At 39.1% G+C, this 24,648-nt stretch carries 20 protein-coding genes; 5 read left to right on the plus strand and 15 right to left on the minus strand.

Going from position 1 to position 24,648, the window contains the following annotated elements; all coding sequences use genetic code 11:
• Positions 1-31: 31 nt before the first annotated feature.
• The 5 genes from amtB to AACQ49_RS11815 all read right to left on the minus strand — a co-directional run bounded on the left by amtB (position 32) and on the right by AACQ49_RS11815 (position 5,936).
• Positions 32-1,330: an ammonium transporter AmtB gene (gene amtB, locus AACQ49_RS11795; RefSeq protein WP_017827765.1), complete on the minus strand. Its 1,299-nt coding sequence runs from the start codon at positions 1,328-1,330 to the stop codon at positions 32-34.
• Positions 1,331-1,342: 12 nt separating this feature from the next.
• On the minus strand, positions 1,343-1,681 hold the full coding sequence (locus AACQ49_RS11800) for a P-II family nitrogen regulator (RefSeq protein ID WP_004247234.1): 339 nt from the start codon (positions 1,679-1,681) through the stop codon (positions 1,343-1,345).
• A gap of 218 nt (positions 1,682-1,899) precedes the next feature.
• Positions 1,900-3,687, minus strand: a complete 1,788-nt coding sequence (locus AACQ49_RS11805) for a SmdB family multidrug efflux ABC transporter permease/ATP-binding protein (protein WP_017628273.1) — start codon at positions 3,685-3,687, stop codon at positions 1,900-1,902.
• On the minus strand, positions 3,674-5,419 hold the full coding sequence (locus AACQ49_RS11810; protein WP_017827763.1) for a SmdA family multidrug ABC transporter permease/ATP-binding protein: 1,746 nt from the start codon (positions 5,417-5,419) through the stop codon (positions 3,674-3,676). The genes AACQ49_RS11805 and AACQ49_RS11810 overlap by 14 nt, the downstream gene beginning before the upstream one ends.
• Positions 5,420-5,474: 55 nt before the next feature.
• Positions 5,475-5,936, minus strand: coding sequence for an Lrp/AsnC family transcriptional regulator (locus tag AACQ49_RS11815; protein WP_004245080.1), 462 nt, complete (start codon positions 5,934-5,936; stop codon positions 5,475-5,477).
• Between the two features lie 157 nt (positions 5,937-6,093).
• Between AACQ49_RS11815 and queC the strand changes: the two genes are divergently transcribed.
• A complete protein-coding gene (gene queC / locus AACQ49_RS11820) occupies positions 6,094-6,792 on the plus strand; it encodes a 7-cyano-7-deazaguanine synthase QueC (RefSeq protein WP_004245081.1) in 699 nt (232 codons plus the stop codon).
• A 388-nt stretch (positions 6,793-7,180) separates the two neighbouring features.
• Here the strand turns inward: queC and AACQ49_RS11825 are convergent, their stop codons facing one another.
• The 9 genes from AACQ49_RS11825 to bolA form a co-directional block, all read right to left on the minus strand.
• Positions 7,181-7,588, minus strand: a complete 408-nt coding sequence (locus AACQ49_RS11825) for an acyl-CoA thioesterase (RefSeq protein ID WP_004245082.1) — start codon at positions 7,586-7,588, stop codon at positions 7,181-7,183.
• Positions 7,589-7,800: 212 nt separating this feature from the next.
• Positions 7,801-8,175 carry a ComEA family DNA-binding protein gene (locus tag AACQ49_RS11830; protein ID WP_004245083.1) on the minus strand — a complete coding sequence of 125 codons (375 nt, stop codon included), beginning with the start codon at positions 8,173-8,175 and terminating at the stop codon, positions 7,801-7,803.
• A 254-nt stretch (positions 8,176-8,429) separates the two neighbouring features.
• Positions 8,430-10,307 carry a peptidylprolyl isomerase gene (gene ppiD / locus AACQ49_RS11835; protein ID WP_004247230.1) on the minus strand — a complete coding sequence of 626 codons (1,878 nt, stop codon included), beginning with the start codon at positions 10,305-10,307 and terminating at the stop codon, positions 8,430-8,432.
• Positions 10,308-10,774: 467 nt separating this feature from the next.
• Positions 10,775-11,050, minus strand: coding sequence for a nucleoid-associated protein HU-beta (gene hupB, locus AACQ49_RS11840; RefSeq protein WP_004247229.1), 276 nt, complete (start codon positions 11,048-11,050; stop codon positions 10,775-10,777).
• Positions 11,051-11,271: 221 nt separating this feature from the next.
• Positions 11,272-13,626 (minus strand): endopeptidase La, encoded by a 2,355-nt coding sequence (gene lon / locus AACQ49_RS11845; protein WP_004245086.1) that lies wholly within the window; start codon positions 13,624-13,626, stop codon positions 11,272-11,274.
• A gap of 257 nt (positions 13,627-13,883) precedes the next feature.
• Positions 13,884-15,155 (minus strand): ATP-dependent protease ATP-binding subunit ClpX, encoded by a 1,272-nt coding sequence (clpX, locus tag AACQ49_RS11850; RefSeq protein WP_004245087.1) that lies wholly within the window; start codon positions 15,153-15,155, stop codon positions 13,884-13,886.
• 144 nt (positions 15,156-15,299) lie between these two features.
• On the minus strand, positions 15,300-15,923 hold the full coding sequence (gene clpP / locus AACQ49_RS11855; RefSeq protein ID WP_004245088.1) for an ATP-dependent Clp endopeptidase proteolytic subunit ClpP: 624 nt from the start codon (positions 15,921-15,923) through the stop codon (positions 15,300-15,302).
• 256 nt (positions 15,924-16,179) lie between these two features.
• Positions 16,180-17,484 carry a trigger factor gene (gene tig, locus AACQ49_RS11860; protein ID WP_004245089.1) on the minus strand — a complete coding sequence of 435 codons (1,305 nt, stop codon included), beginning with the start codon at positions 17,482-17,484 and terminating at the stop codon, positions 16,180-16,182.
• A 322-nt stretch (positions 17,485-17,806) separates the two neighbouring features.
• Positions 17,807-18,121 (minus strand): transcriptional regulator BolA, encoded by a 315-nt coding sequence (gene bolA / locus AACQ49_RS11865; protein ID WP_004245090.1) that lies wholly within the window; start codon positions 18,119-18,121, stop codon positions 17,807-17,809.
• A 330-nt stretch (positions 18,122-18,451) separates the two neighbouring features.
• Between bolA and AACQ49_RS11870 the strand changes: the two genes are divergently transcribed.
• A complete protein-coding gene (locus AACQ49_RS11870) occupies positions 18,452-19,030 on the plus strand; it encodes a YajG family lipoprotein (RefSeq protein WP_004245091.1) in 579 nt (192 codons plus the stop codon).
• 58 nt (positions 19,031-19,088) lie between these two features.
• Complete coding sequence (gene ampG / locus AACQ49_RS11875; RefSeq protein WP_036919780.1) at positions 19,089-20,609, plus strand: muropeptide MFS transporter AmpG; 1,521 nt, start codon at positions 19,089-19,091, stop codon at positions 20,607-20,609.
• Between the two features lie 99 nt (positions 20,610-20,708).
• Here the strand turns inward: ampG and dbpA are convergent, their stop codons facing one another.
• Complete coding sequence (gene dbpA, locus AACQ49_RS11880) at positions 20,709-22,082, minus strand: ATP-dependent RNA helicase DbpA (protein WP_161779053.1); 1,374 nt, start codon at positions 22,080-22,082, stop codon at positions 20,709-20,711.
• A gap of 355 nt (positions 22,083-22,437) precedes the next feature.
• Between dbpA and AACQ49_RS11885 the strand changes: the two genes are divergently transcribed.
• Positions 22,438-23,199 carry a nucleoside-specific channel-forming Tsx family protein gene (locus AACQ49_RS11885; RefSeq protein WP_161779054.1) on the plus strand — a complete coding sequence of 254 codons (762 nt, stop codon included), beginning with the start codon at positions 22,438-22,440 and terminating at the stop codon, positions 23,197-23,199.
• Positions 23,200-23,694: 495 nt separating this feature from the next.
• Entirely contained in the window at positions 23,695-24,645 is a 951-nt protein-coding gene (gene cyoA, locus AACQ49_RS11890; RefSeq protein ID WP_004245101.1) for a cytochrome o ubiquinol oxidase subunit II, read from the plus strand.
• The last annotated feature ends 3 nt before the right edge of the window (positions 24,646-24,648 follow it).

Consider the following 24,648-nt stretch of genomic DNA (forward strand, 5'->3'; position numbering starts at 1 on the left):
TTCCCCCCCTCAGTTGAGGGGGAATAGACCATTACTGCTCGTACGCTCTTTCGCCATGAGTGGTTATATCTAATCCATCATGCTCTTCTTCTTGTGAGACACGCAATCCCACTAGCTTATCGGCAATTTTAAAGGCAATGTAAGCCACAACACTTGACCAAATAAGCGTAATCACAACACTAAATAATTGAGTTAGCACTTGCTTACCTAACGTCATATGTTCGCTATAACCAATGCCCCCTAAAAATGAAGCCGTAAATATCCCCGTTAATAAACAGCCCGCAATACCACAAGTACCATGAATACCAAAAACATCACAGACATCATCTGCTTTTAACCAACGTTTAAGAACCACAACCCCCCAAAGCCCGATGATGCCAGCAATAATACCAATAACCAAAGCACCAATAGGGCCTACGGTTCCCGCGGCTGGGGTAATAGCAACTAATCCCGCAATACATCCTGAACAACTACCTAACATAGAAGGTTTCCTTCTCACTAGCCATTCAGCAAATGTCCACGCAAGAACTGCACCTGCGGTAGCTACAACTGTATTTAAAAACGCCAATGCAGCAATACCATTAGCGCTCCCTGCAGAGCCTGCATTAAAACCAAACCAACCAATATAAAGTACCGCTGTACCAGTAAAGACCATAGGTAAATTATGTGGTTTAATCGCAGTATGTTGATAATCACCTCGTTTACCTAGTAAGTAAGCACCAACAAGCGCTGCTACAGCGGCATTAATATGGACAACCGTTCCTCCCGCAAAATCTAATGCTCCATCATCGATAAGCCAACCACCTTCTCCCCATACCATATGGGCAATGGGAATATATGAAAAAGTAAACCAAATAACAGTAAAGATAAGCAGTGCTGAAAAACGAATACGTTCACCTAATGCGCCAACAATAAGGGCCACGGTGATCACCGCAAAAGAGCCTTGAAATACAACATGCACATATTGATTAATTGCACCAGCAACAGAATCGACTGAAATATTATTGAGAAAAGTAAGTGACCACCCACCCCAAATCTTATTTCCAGCAGTAAACGCCAAACTATAGCCAAACATAATCCAAAGGATAATCACTACACTGAAAATCAACATCACTTGCGTCATTAGTGATAATACATTCTTACTGCGTAGTAACCCGCCATAAAAGAGTGCGATACCGGGAATAGTCATAAAAAACACCAATGCACTACAGATCAGCATAAAACTGTTGTCCGCTTTATCTATGTCTATTGTGGTGGCTCCGATAGCTAACTGAGGTAATAAAAAGTATGTAAGTGCTAACGTAAAAAAATAACTAATAAATCGTTTCATTTGTTAGCTCCTCTACAAGGCTTCTTCACCAGACTCTCCTGTACGAATACGGATCGCCTGTAATAACTCTAAAACAAAAATTTTGCCATCTCCTACTTTACCAGTATCAGTAACTTGGCTTATGGCTTGTAGCACAGGCTCTAATTGCCCATCACAAACCGCTAATTCTATTTTTACTTTAGGAAGAAAGTTAACCTCATACTCAGCGCCCCGATAAAGCTCGGCATGTCCTTTTTGTCGCCCATATCCTTTTACTTCACTGATTGTCATTCCGTTAATCCCAAGCTCAGAGAGTGACTCTCTTACATCTTCTAATTTAAATGGTTTAATAATCGCGATGATATATTTCATATAATTGCTCCATACGGTTTTAGAAAGCGCCATACTGATAGAGCAAGAGATATGCCAATAGTTATTTCATTGATAAATAAATAAAAAATAAATATCACTCACTAACTTAGTGCAATAAATGCTCTTATCATGTCCACAATGCTAAAAATTGGGGCAAAAAGTGAGGCAATAAAAAACCCAGCATTGGCTGGGTTAGGATGAATGGAATTTAGATAATATCACTCAACAACGGCTGGCTCTTGAACTTGTAATGACTCTTTAACTTGTTGTAATTGGTACATATTGTAATAGCGACCTTTTTGTGCCAATAGTTGTGCATGTTTACCTTGCTCAACAATCTCACCACGATGAAGCACTACAATTTCGTCAGCATCGATAATGGTTGAAAGGCGATGAGCGATAACAATTAATGTGGTTTTTTCTCTTATTTCCGTAAGGGCTTTTTGAACAGCTTGCTCTGTACCCGAGTCGATATTTGCCGTTGCCTCATCTAAGATAAGAATACGGGGTGGAAATAATAATACTCGAGCTAATGCTAATAACTGTTTTTGTCCCGCGGATAAGCGACTACCCTGTTCACCTAAGGGGGTTTCTAAACCATCAGGTAATGTTTTTACCCAGCTATTTAATTGTACTGTTGCTAATACTTGCCATAAGTGAGCTTCAGAGCAGTGACGCCCTAAAGTAATATTGTCACGCAAAGTGCCTGATAATAAAACAGGATCTTGCTGTACCATCGCAATACCGCTTCTTAATGCCTGATGGGAATAACATTCTAATGGATGGTTATCTAAGTAGATATGTCCTTTCTGCCATGGATAATTTCCCATAAGCAAACTGGCTAAGGTACTTTTTCCACTGCCAGTATGCCCCACAAAAGCGACAAAGTGGCGAGCAGGTATATCAAGATTAATCTCTTTTAATACCCACTGCTGTTTTAGATACGCAAACCACAAGCCGTTAATGGCTATATCTCCTTGGTTAATGGTATAGCTTGCATTGCCATATTGCTGCATCGGGGCGTCCATTAACTCAAAGACTCGTTCACCGGAAACAACCGCTTGTTGTAATAAAGATTGTTGAGACGTCAGAGTAATAAGAGGTTCATTAAGACGACCTAAATAGCTGATAAAAGCATAAATTACTCCAACACCAATCACAGCACTACCTTGATATCCAAACAGTATCAATAAGCCACATAGCACCAATGCAGAGAGCATACTGAGTAACGGGCGCAATAATAACCCGTCAAGTTTTAGTGCTTTCATACGTGCTTGATAATGTTGCCAGCTATCATCTGACATTCTCTTACCGAAGCGAGCTTGTTGACGAAATTGCTGGATAACCGACATACCATTAATCACTTCATGAAAGCCATCATTAATATTGGCAAGATAATGACGCACATTGCGGACAATCGGTGTACTTAGCCGTTGATAAAGCATCATCACACCAATAACCGCTGGGAAAATCGTCATCGCCACTAATGCCATTTGCCATTCGAGTAGAAACATAGCGATTAACATCACAACCACCAATGCTATAGCACGAAATAGAGCAGGAAAGACGTTAACAAATAGATCTTTGATAGTTTCTGTATCATTGGTAACACGAGAAATCAGCTGTCCTACAGGCTGATTATCAAATGCACTTAATGGCTGTTTTAGCGCAGCACTCATCACATCTGCTCGTAACTGTTGTACCACCCCAACAGCGGCATAATTAAAGACGATTGTTTGGTAATAGTGCAATAGTGCCGCAATAATTTGTAATAGAATAAAAGCAGCAGCAAGACCTAATGCGCCTCGCCATTCAACTTGATGAGTCGCTACTTTAGCATCAATAAAATAACTAATAAGTAAAGGTCCACCCACTTCTGCAATCGCTGCCACCCATAACATCACCACACCTAATGTCATCGGTTTGCGATAGGTTTTGCCATAAGCTAATAATCTTTTTAAGGCCGGCAATAACGTTTTAATGGATTTATTATTATTTATCGTCATCTAATGCGGCCTCGAGTTGTTGATAATGGTACATATCTTGATACCAACCTGGCACTGCAATAAGTGTTTGATGAGTACCTTGCTCTATGATTTCGCCTTGTTTTAATACCAATATATTTGTTGCATCAACCAGTGCAGATAAACGGTGAGCACTAATAATAATGGTTTTCTCTTTACGCCATTGAGCCAGATTTTGTAAGATCTGGTATTCAGTTTGTCCATCAACGGCTGATAACGCATCATCTAATAACAAGATTTCCGCATCTAACAGTAAAGCTCTAGCAATGGAAATACGTTGCTTTTGTCCCCCCGAGAGCATGACCCCTTTTTCACCAACTTGAGTCAGATATCCTTCGGGTAAATTTAAAATATCATCGTGAATATTGGCGATTTTGGCTACTGCCTCTATCTCTTCTTTGGTAGCATCAGGGCGTCCTAAGGCTATATTTCCGGCAATCGTATCCGAAAAAAGAAACGGTGTTTGGTTGACAACAGCAAGTCTTCCCCGCCATTCATCCAATTTTAATTGGTAAAGGGGGACAGATTGAAAACGAATATCCCCTTCACTGACATCATATAAGCGCTGGATCAGCGCTAACAAAGTGCTTTTCCCCGCCCCAGTCATACCGCAAATACCCAACATCTCACCAGGAGAGAGTGTAAAATGAATGTTTTTTAGTACATCAACTTGCTGTTTGGGGTAATGAAACGCTTTAATATCTACCGCTAAAGTTCCTTTTTGATGCATTGGTGATAATTGACCATCAACCATAGCCGGTTGCTCATTGAGTAATGCATTGATCCTGCTATAAGCCGCACTACCACGCTCAACAATATTAAACATCCATGCCAGCGCTAACATAGGCCAAATCATTTGCCCTAAATACATTACAAAACTGGTTAATTCTCCCAATGTCATCGTGCCATTGAGAACAAAATAACTTCCTCCCGCCACAGCAAGTAAGTTAGCAAAACCAATTGCCATAAAAATCGTGGGGTCAAACAATGCATCGACTTTTGCCACTCGCATATTTTGTCGACCCGTCTCTTTTGCAACCGTTTCAAAACGTGAAGCATGTTGCTGTTCAAGACCGAAAGATTTGATCATACGAATGCTACTTAAACTTTCTTGCGCTTGATTATTCAATGAAGAAAATAGTGCTTGTGCACTTTTAAAGCGGTGATGTAGTTTATCGCCATAGCGTTTAATTAATATTGCCATTAATGGCATAGGTAACAATGAGATAAGTGTCAATTGCCAACTTAACTGAATACTCATCATCACTAACACCGCAAGTCCCATTACCATAGAGTCAACAAGGGTTAACACCCCTTCCCCTGCGGCAAAAACGACTTTATCAACATCATTAGTGGTACGTGCGATTAAATCACCCGTGCGATAGCGTTGATAAAAAGCCGATGATTGAAGGCTAAGTTGGCGATAGATTTGCATACGTAATTTCACCGCCAGTTGGTAAGAAGCACCAAATAACCACAGTCGCCAAATATAACGTAATAAATAGACAGCAAGGGCGATCAATACCATGATCCCGATCCACCCCATAATTTGCTGAAAAGACAGGCTATGGCTATCAACACCATCAACAATAATCCCGACGATTTTCGGAGGGATCACTTGTAGAACGGCGATAACCATCAATAAGAAAATAGCACCGACATAACGACGCCATTCGCTGATAAAATACCAACTGAGCTGTGAAAATAGAGCCACGCCTTAAATCCTAAGGTTGTACAAAAATAAAAGTGCCAGTTGGTAAAGAGGGATCTTATTCAGGTATCGGCATTGCCGTTGTGTATTTAATTTTTTCCATTGCAAAGTTAGAAGTTACGTCAATAAGCCCAGGAACGCCGTTAACCATGCGTTTGTAAAATTGGTCATAACTTTTCATGTCTACAACTTCAACATGCATTAGATAATCACACTCACCCGCCATTCGATAGAATGTCAGTACTTCTGGCATTTGCTTAACGAATGATACAAATTGTTCATACCACTCGCTATTATGTTGCTGTGTTCTTATCATAACAATAACTGTTAAGCCAAGCCCAATTTTTTCGCTGTCGAGTAATGCAACACGTTTACGAATATACCCTTCATCCTCGAGTCTTTTCAATCGTTTCCAGCAAGGTGTTGAGGTTAGGTTAACCGCCTCTGCCAAAGTATTCAGTGAGAGGCTTGAATCTTCCTGTAATAGCGTTAATAGTTTTCGGTCAATCTTATCTAACATAAATACTCCTTTAACATATGCCCCTACAAAAAATAGTAATTATCTACCCCTGCTATAAGAATAATCTCTTACTGATAATTTGGTGATAACTTGTCATAATATCTGCAATATTATGCGTATTAATCCTTAAAAAATATCAATATTCAGGAGTATTCTGATGAAAAAAACGGTCGTTGTCTTTAGTGGTGGACAAGATTCGACAACCTGCCTAATCCAAGCACTAGAGCAGTATGATGAAGTTCATTGTATTACATTTAATTATGGACAACGTCATAAAGAAGAAATTGAGGTAGCACAAAGAGTCAGTCAATTATTAGGTGCAACCGCACATAAAGTTTTGGATGTCAGTTTACTCAATGAACTCGCTATCAGCAGCTTAACACGTGACAATATTCCTGTGCCTGATTTTAAACAGAGTGAACAAAGCGATATTCCTAGTACCTTTGTACCTGGTAGAAATATTTTATTTCTTACATTAGCCGCCATTTATGCTTATCAGATTGGTGCTGAAAGCGTTATTACCGGCGTATGTGAAACTGATTTCTCAGGTTATCCAGATTGTCGCGATGAGTTTGTTAAGGCCCTAAATCATGCGGTAAATTTAGGTATTGCTCGTGATATTCAGTTTATCACTCCGTTGATGTGGTTAGATAAAGCGCAAACTTGGGCACTCGCTGACTATTACGGTAAGTTAGATTTTGTACGCCACAACACCTTAACTTGTTATAACGGTATTCAAGGTGATGGTTGTGGTCAATGTGCAGCTTGCCATTTAAGAGAGCGTGGACTTCATGGCTATTTACAAGACAAAAATGCCGTCATGGACGCCATGAAAAATAAAGTTGGCCTTAAATAATCTGTCAAAAATGTGTTAGCTTTGTTTTCTGTGCGTTTACACCCGTAGCAGTTATTTTTAATTCGTGACCTGTTTGGTTGCTAATAAAGTCGTCGAAGCCGTGATAACTAATTAACCAGTTTTACCCTGTTTTCCCCTGTGATTTTCTCCGCCCTGAAAACAACAGAGCGGGGAATTATTCTATACCAAAACCAATTGACCACCTCCATGCCCTAAAGGACGTGGCTCCCTACAGCGGTTCAGACCACCGTCTGACTCGCCTCGGTGAGTTCCTGCTTCAGCGGGTGGGCTGACTACTCCCCCTTTCCACAGGCAAGCACGGTATATCCTGCCGCTAATATGTTACGAGTACCGATAAAATTAGACGGTTGACCGGATAACATCAATGCTAATCAGCAGACTGGCGTACATACTCCAATTTTTCTCGTAACTGATCTGTAAGTGTTAATGCTTTTTTAGTATTGATATCAACGAGTACAAAAGTCACTAATGCATCTGAAATCAATGCACCATCTTGTTTTCTCACTATTTTTTGAGACAACACGCCACTTTTAATACCGACTTCTGCAATATCACAACTAATGATTAGTTCATCGCCTAAATTAGCGGGCAAACGATAGTTGATATTAATATTCGCGACAACGAGTGCTAGACCATGCCGTTTAAACCAAGCGAGATCTAAGTGTTGTTCAATCCAATCCCATCTCGCTTGTTCTAAAAATTCAAGGTAACGTGCATTATTCACATGCTCAAAAACATCTAAATGGAATCCATAAACTTTAATTAATGTACTCATATGACTTTATTACCTCTTGATATCCCTAACAAACTTTAGCTAAGAGAAATTTCTATGTAATATCTTAAATATAGTCAAAAATATCAAATAGGGTATATTTCATCCGATTATTTATTACCCAAATTAAAATACCATCTGATTATTAATATTATATAAAGGCAATTCTGTACCCCTTTTTGATCACAAAAAAGGGGTACAGTATTATCGAGTAATTAGTTGATAATAATTAGATCTTTATTTTGTTCAATAAGCTTCATACCAATACCAAAGACCTTAGCGAGATCATCAAAAGAAGCAAAACGCCCCACTTTTTCTCGATAATCGATAATGGCTTGCGCTTTTGCTTTTCCGATCCCTTTTAGCGTCATTAATTCATCAAGTGTTGCACTATTAATATCCAACTTTCCTTGTGCACTAGCGTTTACCTCACTGACAGCACTCTCTTTTTGATCCCCTTTTTCAATCAACATGGTTGATGTTGAAGGCGATATATCATCGGCATAAGAGAGTGGTGATAACCCTAAACCTAATGTTAAACATATTGATGCCATAAATGCTGATAGTGTTTTTTTATCCATTTTAATCATCTCCTTTTTGTAAAAATAACTGTATATTCAACAGCAAACAGCGATTACTGAATGCCATCAAATAATGCCAAGCCTTAAATAATTCAGCAATTAGCAACCATATGAATTACGAGAGAGTAAGAAAAATAAATTGAATAAAAAAATAGCGTTACAAAAAATGACGTGACTGCTCGCAATTTCTAATCTTGAATATAATTTTAGCCATAAAAAAACCCAGTCGAAACTGGGTTTTTATTCAATCAATCTAAGATAGTTTATTGATAATCTTTATCAAAAATCTCGATTTTTGCTTTTTCTCTTAAATCGCTGAGCATAAGTTGTAAAGCTTCTTCTCCCATTTGGGCGCGATAGAGATTAGTCATAAATTCAAGCTGTTCTGCCGTTGGCTTACCATCAGTGACACTATCTAATTGGATTAAGACCACTTTTGAACCCGGTACATTAGACATACCGTACTCTTTTTTACCTTCTGCTGGTTTTGGCATAGCAAAAATAGCACTTTGTATCGGATCTGTGGCTGATGAATGAACCACGCTTTCTACCTCACCAAACGAGATATTTGCTTCTTTCAATGCCGCCTCTCCTTTACCTTCTTTTAAGGCTGCAAGGAGTTTCTGAGCTTGCGCATTCATCGCTTGAGAAGCTTTTTGCTGTTTGACCAGTGTAATAACCTTGTCACGTACTTTATCTAATGGTTGGGTTGATGCAGGTTTATATCCTTCGACACGAACAATATAAGCACTATCATTACCAAGGGTAACCATATCTGAGTTCATGCCTGTAGGGCCATTGTCATCAACCAGTGAACCACCAAAGATAAGCTGTGTTAACTTTTCGTTATTCAAGGCTGCTGGTACATTGTTTTCATCAAACCAATCTGTATTGATTACAGTGACGTTCCCTGCTTTTGCTGCTGTCGCTAGCGTGTCGTTATCATTTGAAGCGGCTTGACTCACTTTTTGCTGCAATGCGAAGAAATCATCAATGGCTTTGTTTTCACGCATTTTTACTAATAAGTCAGCTTTAATGTCATCAAAAGGTTTTACCACCGAAGGTTTAATATCATCAAGACGGAAAATAGCATAACCGTTGCTGATTTTAACTGGCTGTGAAATTTGCCCCTTCTCAGTCAAACTCGCATTTGCTAATTCTGGTAGCTCTTGACCAATAGTGATCCAGCCTAATGAACCATCTTGTTTAGCAGAAAAAGTATCAATGGATTTTTCTTTTACTAAGGTGACGAAGTCAGCGCCATTTTTCAACGCATCTTCAGCTTCTTTCGCAGCGGTTTCATCTGCTAAGACAAGTAGACTGTATTTTTTTTGTCCGGGAACAGTAAATTCACTGATATTACTATCGTAATAAGCTTTAACTTCATCATCTGAAATAGTGATGTTGCTTAAATCTTTTTGGGCTTCTAACTGAATATAGCTCACTTTAACTTGTGCTGGAGCGATAAACATAGAGGTATTTTGGTCATAAAAGGCTTTTAATTCTTCATCTGATACCGTCTCTTTTTCAAGGAATGGCTGAATATCTAATGAAGCGAGACGCACATTACGGCTTTGCAGCATTAAGCCGGCAAAGTCCTTAACTTCACTCTCTAAAGCAAAGTCAGTGCCTTGAATAGAATAACGTAATTGTTGATTAATCAGGTTTTGACGAATTCCTTCAGCAAAGGCATCAGCGTCAATATTATTCGCCGTTAATAATTCAACGTATTTTTTGTTATCAAATTTACCATCAGTTTGGAAATAAGGTAGCGCAAAAATCGCGTCTCTGATTTGCTGGTCGCCAGCAGAAATACCTAACTCTTGAGCAAATTGATCCAGCAAAGCTTGGTTAATCAGCACATTCAATGCTTGTTGGCGGATCATTTTTTGTCCCTCATCTGATGATGCGAGGGAAGCAAAATTGTCACCCATGTCTTTTTGTAGTTGTGCTCGGCGTTGTTGATAAGCTTGCTCTAACTGAGCACGACTTATTTTATAACCGTTAACTTCAGCGGCATCATTAACACCAGAACTAAAGAGATATCCGCCCACACCAGTTAGGACGAAAGAGAGGATGATCACAGCTAATAGTATCTTAATAAAAGGATTATTAGCAGTTGAACGAATGTTGTCCATCATAACGAGACTAGGCTCCGTTTGGTGAAAAAATTATTTTTTATTGGTGTTACACGACTATTTTGAGCACAGCTAATTTAACATGCTCATCGCTGGCTTAATATCAAAATGTCGCAACACGCGACAATCCTTAGAAATAGCCAATCCCGTATAAAATTTGAGTCTTAACACACATCTTACAGATACAAAATAAACAGCTCTAATTGACTCATTGGTCAGTTAAGTCTTTAGCTAACCATGAGATGCTTTCATGTTGTCTATTTCAGTTATAGAACAACGCGCTATTCTATCAAATGACTACTTTAGTTTCACGTCTTATCACCAGAGAATACTCGGTTTAATCCCCTTTTCTGTGGTAAAAAAGAAAAGCGCATCCTTTAAAGATGCGCTTTATTTCTTAATCGATTCGTTTTCTGTTTATCCATAACGTCAACCCAATAACACATTAGGCAGAAAAACGATTTACTCAATTATTGATTTACTGCGTCTTTTAGACCTTTACCCGCACGGAATGCAGGCACTTTGGCCGCAGCAATTTGAATTTCTTTACCTGTTTGTGGATTACGGCCAGTACGTGCTGCGCGATCACGTACGGTAAATGTACCGAAGCCCACTAATGCAACGTCATCACCTTTTTGTAAAGATTCAGTGATTGAAGCTACCATTGCATCTACAACACGACCCGCTGCCGCTTTAGTGATATCTGCATTCGCAGCAATTTTGTCGATCAGTTGAGTTTTATTCACGCTTTTCATCCCCATAATTTATGCGTTATTTTTTACCATTAATGGCAAATTTTGCAAACGTCGTTATATCAAGCCTTTTTATATATAGCAAGACTGATAAAACAGGACTATTAATTAATAAACCCCATTAAATTAACGACACAAAAAAAGACTGGCAAGCTTTTATTGCTTATCCAGCCTTTTTTTTAGTGAAATATTATGATTCACATCACGATTTAGTGTTATTTGTTAGTCACTACTTCGATGCCAAATGGCGATTTCTCTAGGGCTAACGTTAAAACTTCCTCAATTGTTTTCACTGGGTGAATATCCAGATCAGCAACAATGTTTTCAGGAATTTCTTCTAAATCACGTTTATTTTCATCAGGGATAAGAACTGTCTTAATTCCGCCACGATGTGCCGCAAGTAACTTTTCTTTTAATCCACCGATTGGCAATACTTGACCACGTAAGGTAATTTCTCCCGTCATTGCAACATCTGAACGAACTGGATTACCCGTTAAACTGGAAACCAACGCGGTACACATTGCAATACCCGCACTTGGACCATCTTTTGGCGTCGCGCCTTCTGGTACGTGTACATGAATATCACGTTTTTCATAGAAGTCGCCATTAATGCCCAGTTTGTCAGCTCGAGCACGAACCACAGTCATCGCTGCTTGAATCGACTCTTGCATAACTTCACCTAACGAGCCAGTGAAGGTCAGTTTACCTTTACCCGGTACACTTGCCGTTTCAATCGTCAGTAGGTCACCACCAACTTCTGTCCAAGCAAGCCCTGTTACCATACCAATACGATTTTCTGTATCAGCACGACCATAATCGACTTTACGTACACCTAAATAATCTTTCAGATTATTTTCATCGATTTCAATATGCTTGATAGTACTATCCATCAGCAGTTGTTTAACCGCTTTACGACATAATTTAGAAATTTCACGCTCTAAGCTACGTACACCCGCTTCACGCGTATAATAGCGAATAATGCCCATAATCGCGCTATCGTGGATTGTTAGCTCATTCTCTTTCAGTGCATTACGTTCAATCTGTTTTGGTAACAGATGCTGTTTTGCAATGTTGAGTTTTTCATCTTCGGTATAACCCGATAAGCGGATCACTTCCATACGATCGAGTAATGGCGCCGGAATGTTCATGGAGTTAGATGTCGCCACAAACATAACATCGGATAAGTCGTAGTCCACTTCAAGATAGTGGTCATTAAAGGCGATATTTTGTTCTGGATCTAACACCTCTAATAGTGCTGAAGCTGGATCACCGCGCATATCTGATGACATCTTGTCGATTTCATCTAATAAAAATAGCGGGTTTTTAACGCCAACTTTGGCCATTTTTTGGATTAACTTACCAGGCATCGACCCAATGTAAGTACGACGGTGACCACGGATTTCAGCTTCATCACGTACCCCACCTAATGCCATACGCACATATTTACGCCCTGTCGCTTTCGCGATAGATTGACCTAGCGACGTTTTACCTACCCCAGGAGGCCCTACCAAACACAGGATTGGCCCTTTAATTTTGCTGACACGAGACTGAACCGCGAGATATTCAAGAATACGCTCTTTCACACGTTCTAAGCCATAATGATCCGTATCAAGTACTTCCTGCGCTTTCACTAAGTCTTTTTTCACTTTGCTACGGCTATTCCAAGGAACTTGTACCATCCAATCAATATAGCTACGGACTACTGTTGCCTCAGCAGACATTGGCGACATCATTTTTAATTTCTGAAGTTCAGCTTCTGTCTTTTCTCTCGCCTCTTTGGGCATTTTCGCCGCTTCAATTTTGCGTTTTAACGACTCCATTTCATCAGGTGCATCATCCATCTCACCTAATTCTTTTTGGATCGCTTTCATCTGCTCATTGAGGTAGTACTCACGCTGGCTTTTTTCCATCTGCTTTTTAACGCGGTTACGAATGCGTTTTTCAACTTGTAGCAGATCGATTTCTGATTCCATCATCGCCATTAAATACTCTAGGCGTTCTGTTACATCAGACATTTCAAGCACAGCTTGCTTATCTTTTAATTTCAAAGGCATATGCGAAGCAATGGTATCAGCTAACTTCGCAGATTCTTCAATCGCATGCAATGAGGCTAATACCTCTGGCGGAATTTTTTTATTCAGCTTGATATAACCTTCAAACTGATTGATCGCCGTGCGATTTAGTACCTCTTGTTCACGCTCATCAACAACGGGCGTGTCTAGATATTCCGCTTTAGCTTGGAAATACTCACCATTATCAGATAATGTGGTAATTTTTGCGCGGCGAATACCTTCAACAAGCACTTTTACGGTTCCGTCAGGCAGTTTCAGCATCTGTAAAACAGAAGCCACTGTCCCCACAGAAAAAAGATCATTAACACCTGGTTCGTCAGTAGATGCATCTTTCTGCGCAACCAGCATAATTTGTTTGTTGTCGTTCATCGCAGCTTCTAAGCAATGAATAGATTTTTCACGACCAACAAACAACGGGATCACCATATGTGGATATACAACGACATCACGTAATGGCAATACAGGTATTTCAATACGTTCTGGACGCTCAGGATTCATAGAGCTCTCTCTTCGTTTTTAGCTTAACGCTTTTACAGGTAATTTTATTCGCATCTCACCAAATAAAATTAATTCTACGGATTGTCAAAATATATAAGGGCAGTTTTCCGACATTCAATAGCATTCCCTATTAAAAAAACAAAATGAGGGAAAATTCCCTCATTTTTATTGCGTTGGCACGCGTTATCCTATTTTTTTGCCCTAAAAGGGAGAAAATAGATAATATCAGACAAGAGGTATTGCTGATTTTCGCTATATTATTCACCCGATGCCTGATTTTCAGGTTGACTATATATAATCAGCGGTTCAGATTTCCCATTGATTACATTTTCATCAATGACCACTTTCTCTGCATTTTCAAATGAAGGAAGATCGTACATTGTATCAAGTAATGCAGCTTCTACAATGGAACGTAAACCACGCGCCCCTGTCTTACGCGACATCGCTTTTTTAGCAATCGCGGTTAACGCATCTTTACGGAACTCTAAATCTACACCTTCTAATTTAAACAATGCTTGATACTGTTTAGTCAGGGCATTTTTAGGCTCTTGCAGAATTTGAATTAACGCATCTTCATTGAGCTCACCTAATGTTGCAACAACAGGCAAACGACCAATAAATTCAGGGATCAGACCAAATTTAATCAGATCTTCTGGTTCAACTTGCGCTAATAACTCCCCTTCACTCGCTTTCTCATTTTGGCTTTTCACTTCTGCACCAAAACCAATACCTGAATGGGTATTTAGACGTTGCGCAACTACTTTATCCAGTCCGGCAAAAGCACCACCACAAATAAAGAGGATCTTCGAAGTATCTACTTGTAAGAATTCTTGCTGTGGATGTTTACGCCCGCCTTGAGGAGGTACAGAAGCTACTGTCCCTTCAACTAATTTCAATAATGCTTGCTGTACACCTTCGCCAGAAACATCACGTGTAATTGATGGGTTTTCAGATTTACGAGTGATTTTGTCAATTTCATCAATATAAACAATACCACGTTGTGCTTTTTGCACATCGTAATCGCATTTTTGTAGTAGTTTTTGAATGATGTTTTCAACATCTTCCCCTACATAGCCCGCTTCTGTTAGCGTTGTCGCATCGGCCATGGTAAAAGGTACATCAAGATAACGTGCTAACGTTTCTGCTAATAATGTTTTACCACTACCTGTCGGGCCAATCAGCAGGATATTACTTTTCCCTAGCTCAACACCATCGGCTTTATCGCCATTACGCAGACGTTTATAGTGATTATAAACGGCAACTGCCAATACTTTTTTCGCCAGCTCCTGACCGATAACATAATCATCAAGATGTTTACGGATTTCATGTGGCGTTGGCAATTCACTGCGTTCATGATGAGGTGCTAATTCTTTTATTTCTTCACGAATAATATCAACACAAAGGTCGACACATTCATCACAAATATAAACCGACGGGCCAGCGATTAATTTCTTTACTTCATGCTGGCTTTTACCGCAGAAAGAGCAATACAGAAGCTTCCCAGAGCTATCTTTGCGCTTATCTGTCATCAGTTAACCTCACTTAGTTATTCCTCTTATCAGCGAATAAGAGGAAGAAAGACTTTTTTATCTAGAGATTAATAGCAGCTTTCTTTATATCAATCTATAACAAAGAAAACCTGTTAACTCCATAGCTATTACAACGGAATATGACTAGCTGCGTTGTGTATAAACTTTATCAACTAAACCATATTCTAACGCTTCGTTAGCGGATAAGAAACGATCACGCTCAGTATCTCTTTCTATTTCTTCAATAGATTTCCCCGTATGTTGAGCCATTAACTCATTCATACGCGATTTCACTTTCAAAATTTCTTGAGCGTGGATTTGAATATCTGTCGCTTGGCCTTGGTATCCACCTAAAGGTTGGTGGATCATGACACGTGAGTTAGGTAGACAAATACGTTTACCTTTTGCACCTGCAGATAATAAAAATGCACCCATTGAACAAGCTTGTCCCATACAAATAGTGCTAACATCCGCTTTGATATATTGCATTGTGTCATAAATCGACATACCTGCAGTGATCACACCACCCGGTGAATTAATGTACAGGTTAATATCTTTTTCTGGGTTCTCAGCTTCTAAAAACAACATCTGAGCAACAATGAGATTGGCCATATGATCTTCAACTTGGCCAGTCAGGAAAATGATACGTTCTTTTAATAAACGTGAATAAATATCGTAAGAGCGCTCACCTCGTGAAGTCTGCTCTATAACCATCGGCACCAAAGCCATATTAGGTGCGAATTGTTCCTGGGTGTCGTTAAATGACATATCTGTCTCCTATTGCATTCTTATTGGTGCCAATGACAACAATTTTACTTGAGATAATTGATCATGACCATTGCAAATGATCCAATCTCTCACAAGACATTCAAGGCGCCTCGCGAGGAGTGATAAAATGACTATAGAATTATCTGGAGATAATCGCTCAAATTTCAAGACAAAATTTGATAAATATACACAAACTGAAAAAAACCCGTGGTTTTTACCACGGGTTTTTGCTTAAAACCGATATCGCGGTTAAAAATTAACCCATCTGAACTTCGTTCATTAGTTCAGTGAAGTTAGTTTCTTTTTCCGTTACTTTAGCAGTTGCTAAGATTTTTTCTACCGCTTGCTCTTCTAATGCTAAATTACGGATGTTATTCATCAGTTGTTCGTTCTTATTGTAGAACTCAACAACTTCTGACGGATCTTCATAAGCTGAAGCCATTTCGTCGATCAACGCTTTCACACGCTCGTCTTCTGCTTTCAGTTCATTACTATTGATCACTTCACCTAACAGTAATCCAACGATAACACGACGTTTTGCTTGTTCTTCGAACAATTCACGTGGTAATTGCAGAGCTTGTTTTTCATCACCACCGAAACGTTGTGCTGCTTGACGTTGCAGAACTTCAATTTCGCTATCTACCGCAGCTGCAGGTACGTCAACTTCGTTAGCTTTCACTAAGCCATCGATAACTTGTGATTTAACACGTGTACGGATCGCATTTTTCAGCTCACGTTCCATGTTTTTACGTACTTCGGCACGTAAACCATCAACTGAACCATCTGCAATACCGAAGCGTTTGATGAACTCTTCAGTTAATTCTGGCAGTTCACGCTCTTCCACTTTTTTCAGGTTGATAGCAAATTGTGCTTTTTTACCTTTTAAGTTTTCAGCGTGGTAATCTTCTGGGAAAGTCACATCGATAGTGAATTCTTCACCTGCTTTATGACCGATAAGACCTTCTTCAAAACCTGGGATCATACGACCTTGACCCATTGCCAGTACGAAATCTTCAGCTTTTCCGCCTTCAAATTCTTCACCGTCAATAGAACCATTAAAATCAACAGTTACACGATCTTCTGCCGCAACTTCACCTTCTTTATCTTTCCACTCGGCTTGTTGTTTACGCAGAGTTTCTAACATGTTATCAACGTCTTCGTCTTTAACTGTCACGATAGGTTTTACCACTTCAATGCTTTCCAGATCTTTCAGTTCGATTTCTGGGAAAACTTCGAATTCTACAGAGTATACAAAGTCTTCACCTTCTTTGTATTGCTCTGGTTTGTAATCAGGTGCACCTACTGGGTTAACTTTGTTTTCGATGATAGCGTTGATGAAATTACGCTGCATCAGATCACCCAGAACATCATTCAGAACAGACATACCGTAACGTTGTTTAACCATAGACATTGGTACGTGTCCTTTACGGAAACCATCAATGCGAACAGTTTTAGCAGCTTTTTTCAGTTCGCTGTCTACAGCTTTTTGGATATCAGCGGCTGGTACGGTGATTGTGACACGACGCCCTAGGCCTTGAGTCGTTTCAACAGAAACTTGCATCTTGTTACCTCAAAATAAGTTTTAGTGCTCGGTCTACTTTAAAGGAAGCTAATCTACGGCAAGTAGTATTAGACTTAATACTCCTTTCAGAACCGGGGCCGCCACATTTAAAAAAACGAGGATCCCTGATATCAGAAGCATCCCGAAACCTTACTGAAAATTAGACGCGACATTATAACGATCTAGAGGGGTTGAGTCGAGAAAGAGCCGTTTTATTCCTCAATTTTTTCATAAAAACAAGGTTAACACTGCTTTTTAGCCCCATAAAGAACAAAAAATACGCATCTTAGTCATCATTTACTCACGATTAACAATCTTCTTATTAATCTTGTTGGCTTCCACCACGACATCCTGGAGAGTGTAATGCTTTATCTTGTTGTTCATCCCACTCGCTCAAGGTAAAAGTGTGCAGAGCTAAAGCATGAACGCCATTATCTAATTCATGAGATAACGTTTGATAAACATCACGATGACGTGACACACTGCGTTTATCATTAAATAAGTCACTCACAATAACGACTTTAAAATGGCTCTCCGAGCCTGCAGGTACATTATGACGATGGCTTTCGTTAATGACTTGCAAAAAATGGGGAGAAAAGCGTGAAATCAGCTTATTCTCAATATCATCACGGATCATCTCAGTCCTTATAACATAACAATCAAAAAAAGAAGTTATCTGTTAGTTAAGTGAATAAATAACTTTTCGTAATACAGATAAATGGCTTTCTTGTCTTAAACATTACCTATGATAATCGCTTATTTTTTCTCTTGAGTAAAATGCTCACCTTAACAAGAGAAATGGAGTGAGTTATAAATCTGTTCTTATCGCAATAAAACGCATTGATAAAAATCAGATAATTTCGTTCATTAAAGGGATATTAGCTACGCTTTTGCAGTGGTATGATAGGCAAAATAGCCACCCTTATCTGCTGAGAAAACGGCAGAATTACTTAATCGAGACACTATCATGATAAAAAATTTACTTTGTGCCGTGTTTGCGCTGACACTGCTAGCAGGATGTGCAACACCAAGCAATAAATTATCGATTGAGCCAGTGATGTCTGTACCACCATCAGATCCAACTATGCGCCCAATTACACTTAGTATCACCAGCCAAGATAAACGACCTTCGAAAAACTTAGCGGAAATGAGTCGTAATGGTAAGTTAGAGGTTTTAGTACCTACACGTGATTTAGCTTTTCTAATGCAAGAAATCGTTCAAAAACAGATGATGGCACGTGGCTATACTTTTGGCTCTCCAGCCGCAGCTGACGTAATTGTGGTGATAAATAAACTGAACGCAGATATTAGTGAAGGAAGTCTACGCCATAATATTAGTGCTAAAGCCGATATTTCCGTTGTTGTCAGCATGCCTAATGGCAGCACAAACACCAAAACCTATCGTACTAGCTACAATGTACAAGGCCCATTTGGCGCATCCAATGATAAAATAGCGGCAGCGATTAATAATGTTTTATCTGAGCTTGTCAGTGATATGGCAAAAGATCCTTCCGTCAGCCAATACATCAAATCTAACGCTCGTTAATTAATAAAAAAACGGCTTGTAAAGATAGCAAGAAACAAGCCGTTAAAAGGAATTTTGCATGCTTCAAGCCGCCTTTAAACAGACCACTTGGTATAAATCTTTTATTTTACTGTTACTTGGTTTCACTTCGGGCTTACCCCTTGCATTAACAGCAGGAACCTTACAAGCATGGATGACAGTAGAAAATATCGATTTAAAAACGATTGGTTTTTTCTCATTGGTTGGCCAAGCTTACGTGTTTAAATTCCTCTGGTCGCCGTTTATGGATCGCTATACACCTTCATTCTTAGGCCGCCGCCGGGGATGGATGTTATTAACACAAATCGGTCTTGTGTTAGGTATTGCGGGTATGGGCTTTTTAAACCCTAGCCATCATTTATGGTGGTTAGCCTCGTTAGCCGTCATCGTCGCTTTCTGTTCTGCCTCACAAGACATCGTCTTTGATGCCTATAAAACCGATATCCTAAAAGCCGATGAACGAGGCACAGGTGCAGCAGTCTCTGTCCTGGGCTATCGAATAGCGATGCTGGTTTCTGGGGGCATGGCGCTATGGCTTGCAGATAAATATATTGGCTGGCAAAACATGTACTGGCTAATGGCTGCCTTAATGGGCATTGGTATTATCGCCACGCTATTAGCTCAGGAGCCAGAAACCGCCGTCAAACCTCCACGTACACTCTATGAAGCCGTTATAGAGCCTTTATATGAGTTTTTCTCTCGTAATAATGCATGGTTAATTTTACTACTTATTGTGCTTTACAAAATGGGCGATGCCTTTGCGTTAAGCTTAAGTACTACATTCCTTATTCGTGGCGCCGGATTTGATGCAGGTGAAGTGGGATTAGTCAATAAAACGCTTGGATTGGCAGCAACCATTGTCGGAGCCTTATTAGGCGGTTTATTAATGCGCCGTTGGACTTTATTCAAGGCGCTGATGATCTTTGGTATTTTGCAAGGAGGTTCAAATATCGGCTATTGGTATTTAGCTATCTCTGAGCAAAATATTTATAGCATGGGAGCGGTAATCGCTTTCGAAAATATTTGTGGTGGTATGGGAACGGCGGCTTTCGTTGCTCTACTAATGACACTATGCCATCAATCTTTTTCAGCAACACAATTCGCCCTTCTTTCCGCCTTAGCGGCTATCGGCCGAGTCTATGTCGGTCCTGTTGCAGGCTGGTATGTAGAATCCCATGGCTGGGAAGCGTTCTATCTGTTCTCTATTGTTGCCTCTGTTCCCGGTATTCTTTTGCTGATGATCGCTAAAAATACACTCACTTATACGCAAAAAACTGGCGAATTTTTACAACGAACATTATTTATTAAACAATACCGTTTAGCGATTTATGGTTTACTCTTTGCCGTATTACTATTTTTGTGTAGCTTAATATTACTTATTATTAATTCGCTACCAAATTTAGAGATGTTTCAGTCAGTTGATTTTATACAATCTATTAATAGTGAATTATTAAGCGAGCTTACTTCTACACTCTTCTTATATGGTGTCATTATTGGCGCCGTTAGCTTAATTATCGGGACTATTTTAGATTACTTGGCACTGAAAAAAACGGCTAATTAAGTTGCCTCAATCTATTATCTATTCAAGGACAGCCTAGGCTGTCCTTTTTCTATGTTATCTCTTTATGCTCAAACAGAAAATGATAGGTGATATAACAAATTATCTAAACAGTCTGACTTTTACTGATTTACCTTTAATTTTACCTTGTTGAAGGCTTTTCCATACCTGTTTAGCAATGGACTGTTTTACCGCTACATAGGCATGAGTTGGATGGATATTTATCTTACCAATATCTTCTCCACTAAACCCTAAATCTCCAGTTAATGCACCAAGGATGTCCCCTGGACGCATTTTTGCTTTTTTACCGCCATCAATACATAGTGTTGCCATTGTCGCAACCAATGGTGTGATTGATAAACCTGAAGGGGCTGATTGCCAATCCAGTTTTATATTCAACATTTCTTCCAGAGCATTGGCGCGAGGGATCTCTTCTGGTGCGCAAAAACTAATCGCTAAACCACTTTCTCCCGCTCTGGCTGTTCGTCCAATTCGATGTATATGAACTTCCGGATCGTGTGATAATTCATAATTAATCACCATTTCTAGCGCTTTGATATCTAAGCCTCGCGCAGCGACATCTGTGGCGACTAACACTCGACAGCTACCATTAGCAAAACGGATCAATGTTTGGTCGCGCTCTTTTTGCTCCATATCGCCATGTAACGCAAGGACACTTTGGTTGCTTTCGGTCAAAGCTTCATACACATCTTGGCAATCTCTTTTGGTATTACAAAATACCACACAAGAATTAGGTTGATGATGACTCAAAAGCTCTTGTAATAATCCCAATTTGCCATAACGGGAGATCTCATAAAATTGTTGTTCAACCGCTGGCAATTCATCCGGTGAATTAATCTCAATAGTGACAGGATCGTGTTGAATTTTTCGACTAATTTTAGCGATTTCATCCGGCCAAGTTGCAGAAAAGAGCAAAGTTTGACGTTGTGTCGACATTTGAGAAATGATGTCGCTAATATCATCAAAAAATCCCATATCCAGCATTCTATCTGCTTCATCAAGTACTAATGTTTTTACATCAGCAAGTGTGACAGTCTGCTTGTTTAAATGATCTAACAAACGCCCCGGAGTCGCGACAATAATATGAGCAGCATGAATTAATGAATCCCGTTGAATGCTAAAAGGCACACCACCACACAGAGTCAGAATTTTAATGTTAGGCAGAAAACGAGCCAGTCGACGTAACTCATTAGCGACTTGGTCAGCTAATTCTCGTGTTGGACATAATACTAATGATTGAGTATTAAATTGTTTTGCATCAATACGTTGCAATAAACCTAAGCCAAAAGCTGCTGTTTTGCCACTTCCGGTTTTTGCTTGGGCTCGAACATCTTTCCCGGCAAGAATAGCAGGTAAAGACGCTTCTTGGACGGGAGTCATCGTTAAATAGCCAAGCTCATTAAGATTAGTAAGTTGCTCAGCAGGAAGTGCATGAAGATCAGCAAATGAGGTCACAATAAAATTCCGAATTAATAAGAAAAAAACAGTTATCTGTCATGATACTATCCCTTTTTTACGGTGTCGTGAGATATTTCACCTCACCTTCGTCATTTCTGTTAATTAAAACTTATTGCCATCATTATTCTTCTTCTCTCACTCTATATTCTTTTCATTAACACACCAAAATAATAAAAACAAACTAATCAATACTAAACTTCCGATAAACAAAATACAGATCAATATTCTAGAATATGATCATATTTTAGATACAAAACACTATAAAAAAACACTTTATAAATTATAGTATCAAAACAAACAGTGAGAATAATTCACACCACAAACAATACAACAGAAAAACTAATTATACGTTATGATAAGAAAATCAATTTTATTGTTTATTACAACAACATGCACTTTACCTGCACAGGCTAATTATCTCGGTGGATTTGCTAATATCAGTATCAATTATCTTGACTGGGCGACACATACCACCCATAAAACAGGCCAAACTTCCCATAAAGATGATTTTGCTTATTTAGAACTTGAAGGGGGAGCCCACTTTTCATGGGGTGAGTTTTATGGCTTTTTTGATTTAGAAAATCCTTTTAATAATCGACAAACACAGCCCGGCGATAATCAGCGCTATACCGTCAAAGGAACTAGTCGTATTTATTTAGCTGACAGTGGGTTAAACCTTTATGGCCATGTATATGGTACTTGGTCACTGCCCGGAAAAGAATATGGCGGTAATTTCCATGAGGTTAATACACTTTATGGTATTGGGTATAACACACAATTAGCAGATATCTGGTTTAAACCTTTTATAGCTTTACATTATGTCGATCAAACTTATTATTCAGGAAATAATGGCTATGTGGTTGGCTGGGTCGCCGGTTATGATTTTAACTTGATAAATCAAAAGTTTAGCATCACAAATTGGCATGAGATGGAGTTTGATCGTAATAAACGTTATGGCAATGGCGGAAAAAATGGCTTTAATGGAGCTGTCGCTATTTGGTGGCACCCCACGGCTTCCATTACTACAGGCATTCAATACCGCTATGCTTATAAAAAGTTAGGAGAAAACTTTTTACAAGATGGTGTGATCTATAGCTTAAAATATAACTTCTGATGGTTAATTGTTAATTTTTGTGACAGCGAATCACTTTTTATTCGCTGTTTGTCATTTTTAGCAGTTAATAAAAAATTTCTTCTATAATAGAAATATTCAATAAACAATCAATCTGCGATATAAAAAATCATATAGCGATTAAATAAAGATACGAAACATCAAGATAAAACGAAATTTGCTTTCTAATACTCCTCAGACCTGTATTGTGTTTACTTTTTAAACAAAAAACGTTTTCTTACACTTTTTGCTGTAATTTTTTTTGTAAAAATATGTATTTATTTTAAAAACATGCTACTTTATGAAATTATAGTTAATTCACAATAATTAAATTAACATTTATTTAATAGTTTAATTACTTGTGATCACATTAACACAAAAGACTAACCAATCACTTACTTACCATTACAATTGTTTACACTGTCGCAACCTTACCGTAAAATGTCCTTACTGATACTGATGAAACAACAATAGAACCTTTATCATTTGGGTCGTTGGATGAGACTTATGAAATACATAAAAAGTATTGGGACACTCTCGCTATTAGCAGCCGCTGTTCTTTTAAGTGGTTGCGATATGGCGTTAATGAATCCCAAAGGCGCTATCGGCGCTGAGCAAAAAACATTAATCCTCATTGCGCTTGGTTTAATGTTGATTGTTGTGATACCGGTAATTTTGATGGTGATTGTTTTCGCTTATCGCTACCGTGAATCCAATACTAAAGCAACTTATCGCCCTAATTGGGCTCACTCAAATAAAATTGAGCTTGTCGTATGGACCGTGCCGATTATCATTATCGTGATATTGGCAACCATCACATGGAAAACAACCCATGAACTTGATCCCTATAAACCACTAGTTTCAGATGAGAAACCGGTTACCATTGAAGTGGTTTCAATGGACTGGAAATGGTTGTTTATCTATCCAGAACAAGGTATTGCAACCGTTAACGAACTGGCTTTCCCAACCAATGTTCCTGTTAATTTCAAAATTACCTCTGATTCTGTCATGAACTCATTCTTTATCCCGCGCTTAGGTGGACAAATCTATGCCATGGCTGGAATGCAAACCAAACTTCACTTAATTGCTAATGAACCAGGTGAATACCAAGGTATGTCAGCAAGTTATAGCGGACACGGTTTCTCTGACATGAAGTTTACCGCCATTGCGACACCTGATCGTGCAGGCTTTGATGCATGGGTTGCAAAAGTAAAACAGTCATCAGATACGTTAAATACCACCGCTGCATTTGATGAACTTGCTAAACCAAGCCAGAAAAATCCAGTGACCTACTATTCAAGCGTGAAGCCGATGTTATTCCAAGAGACCATCTCTAAATTTGGTCATACAGGTCATGGCGCTCACACCGGTAGCAATCAGACTGAACACTCTGATGCAACAATGAATATGAACATGAGCCACGCGGCACATGCAGGAGCAGAGGAATAAAGG

It is taken from the genome of Proteus sp. G2675, from assembly GCF_963886535.1.
Lineage (GTDB): Bacteria > Pseudomonadota > Gammaproteobacteria > Enterobacterales > Enterobacteriaceae > Proteus > Proteus mirabilis.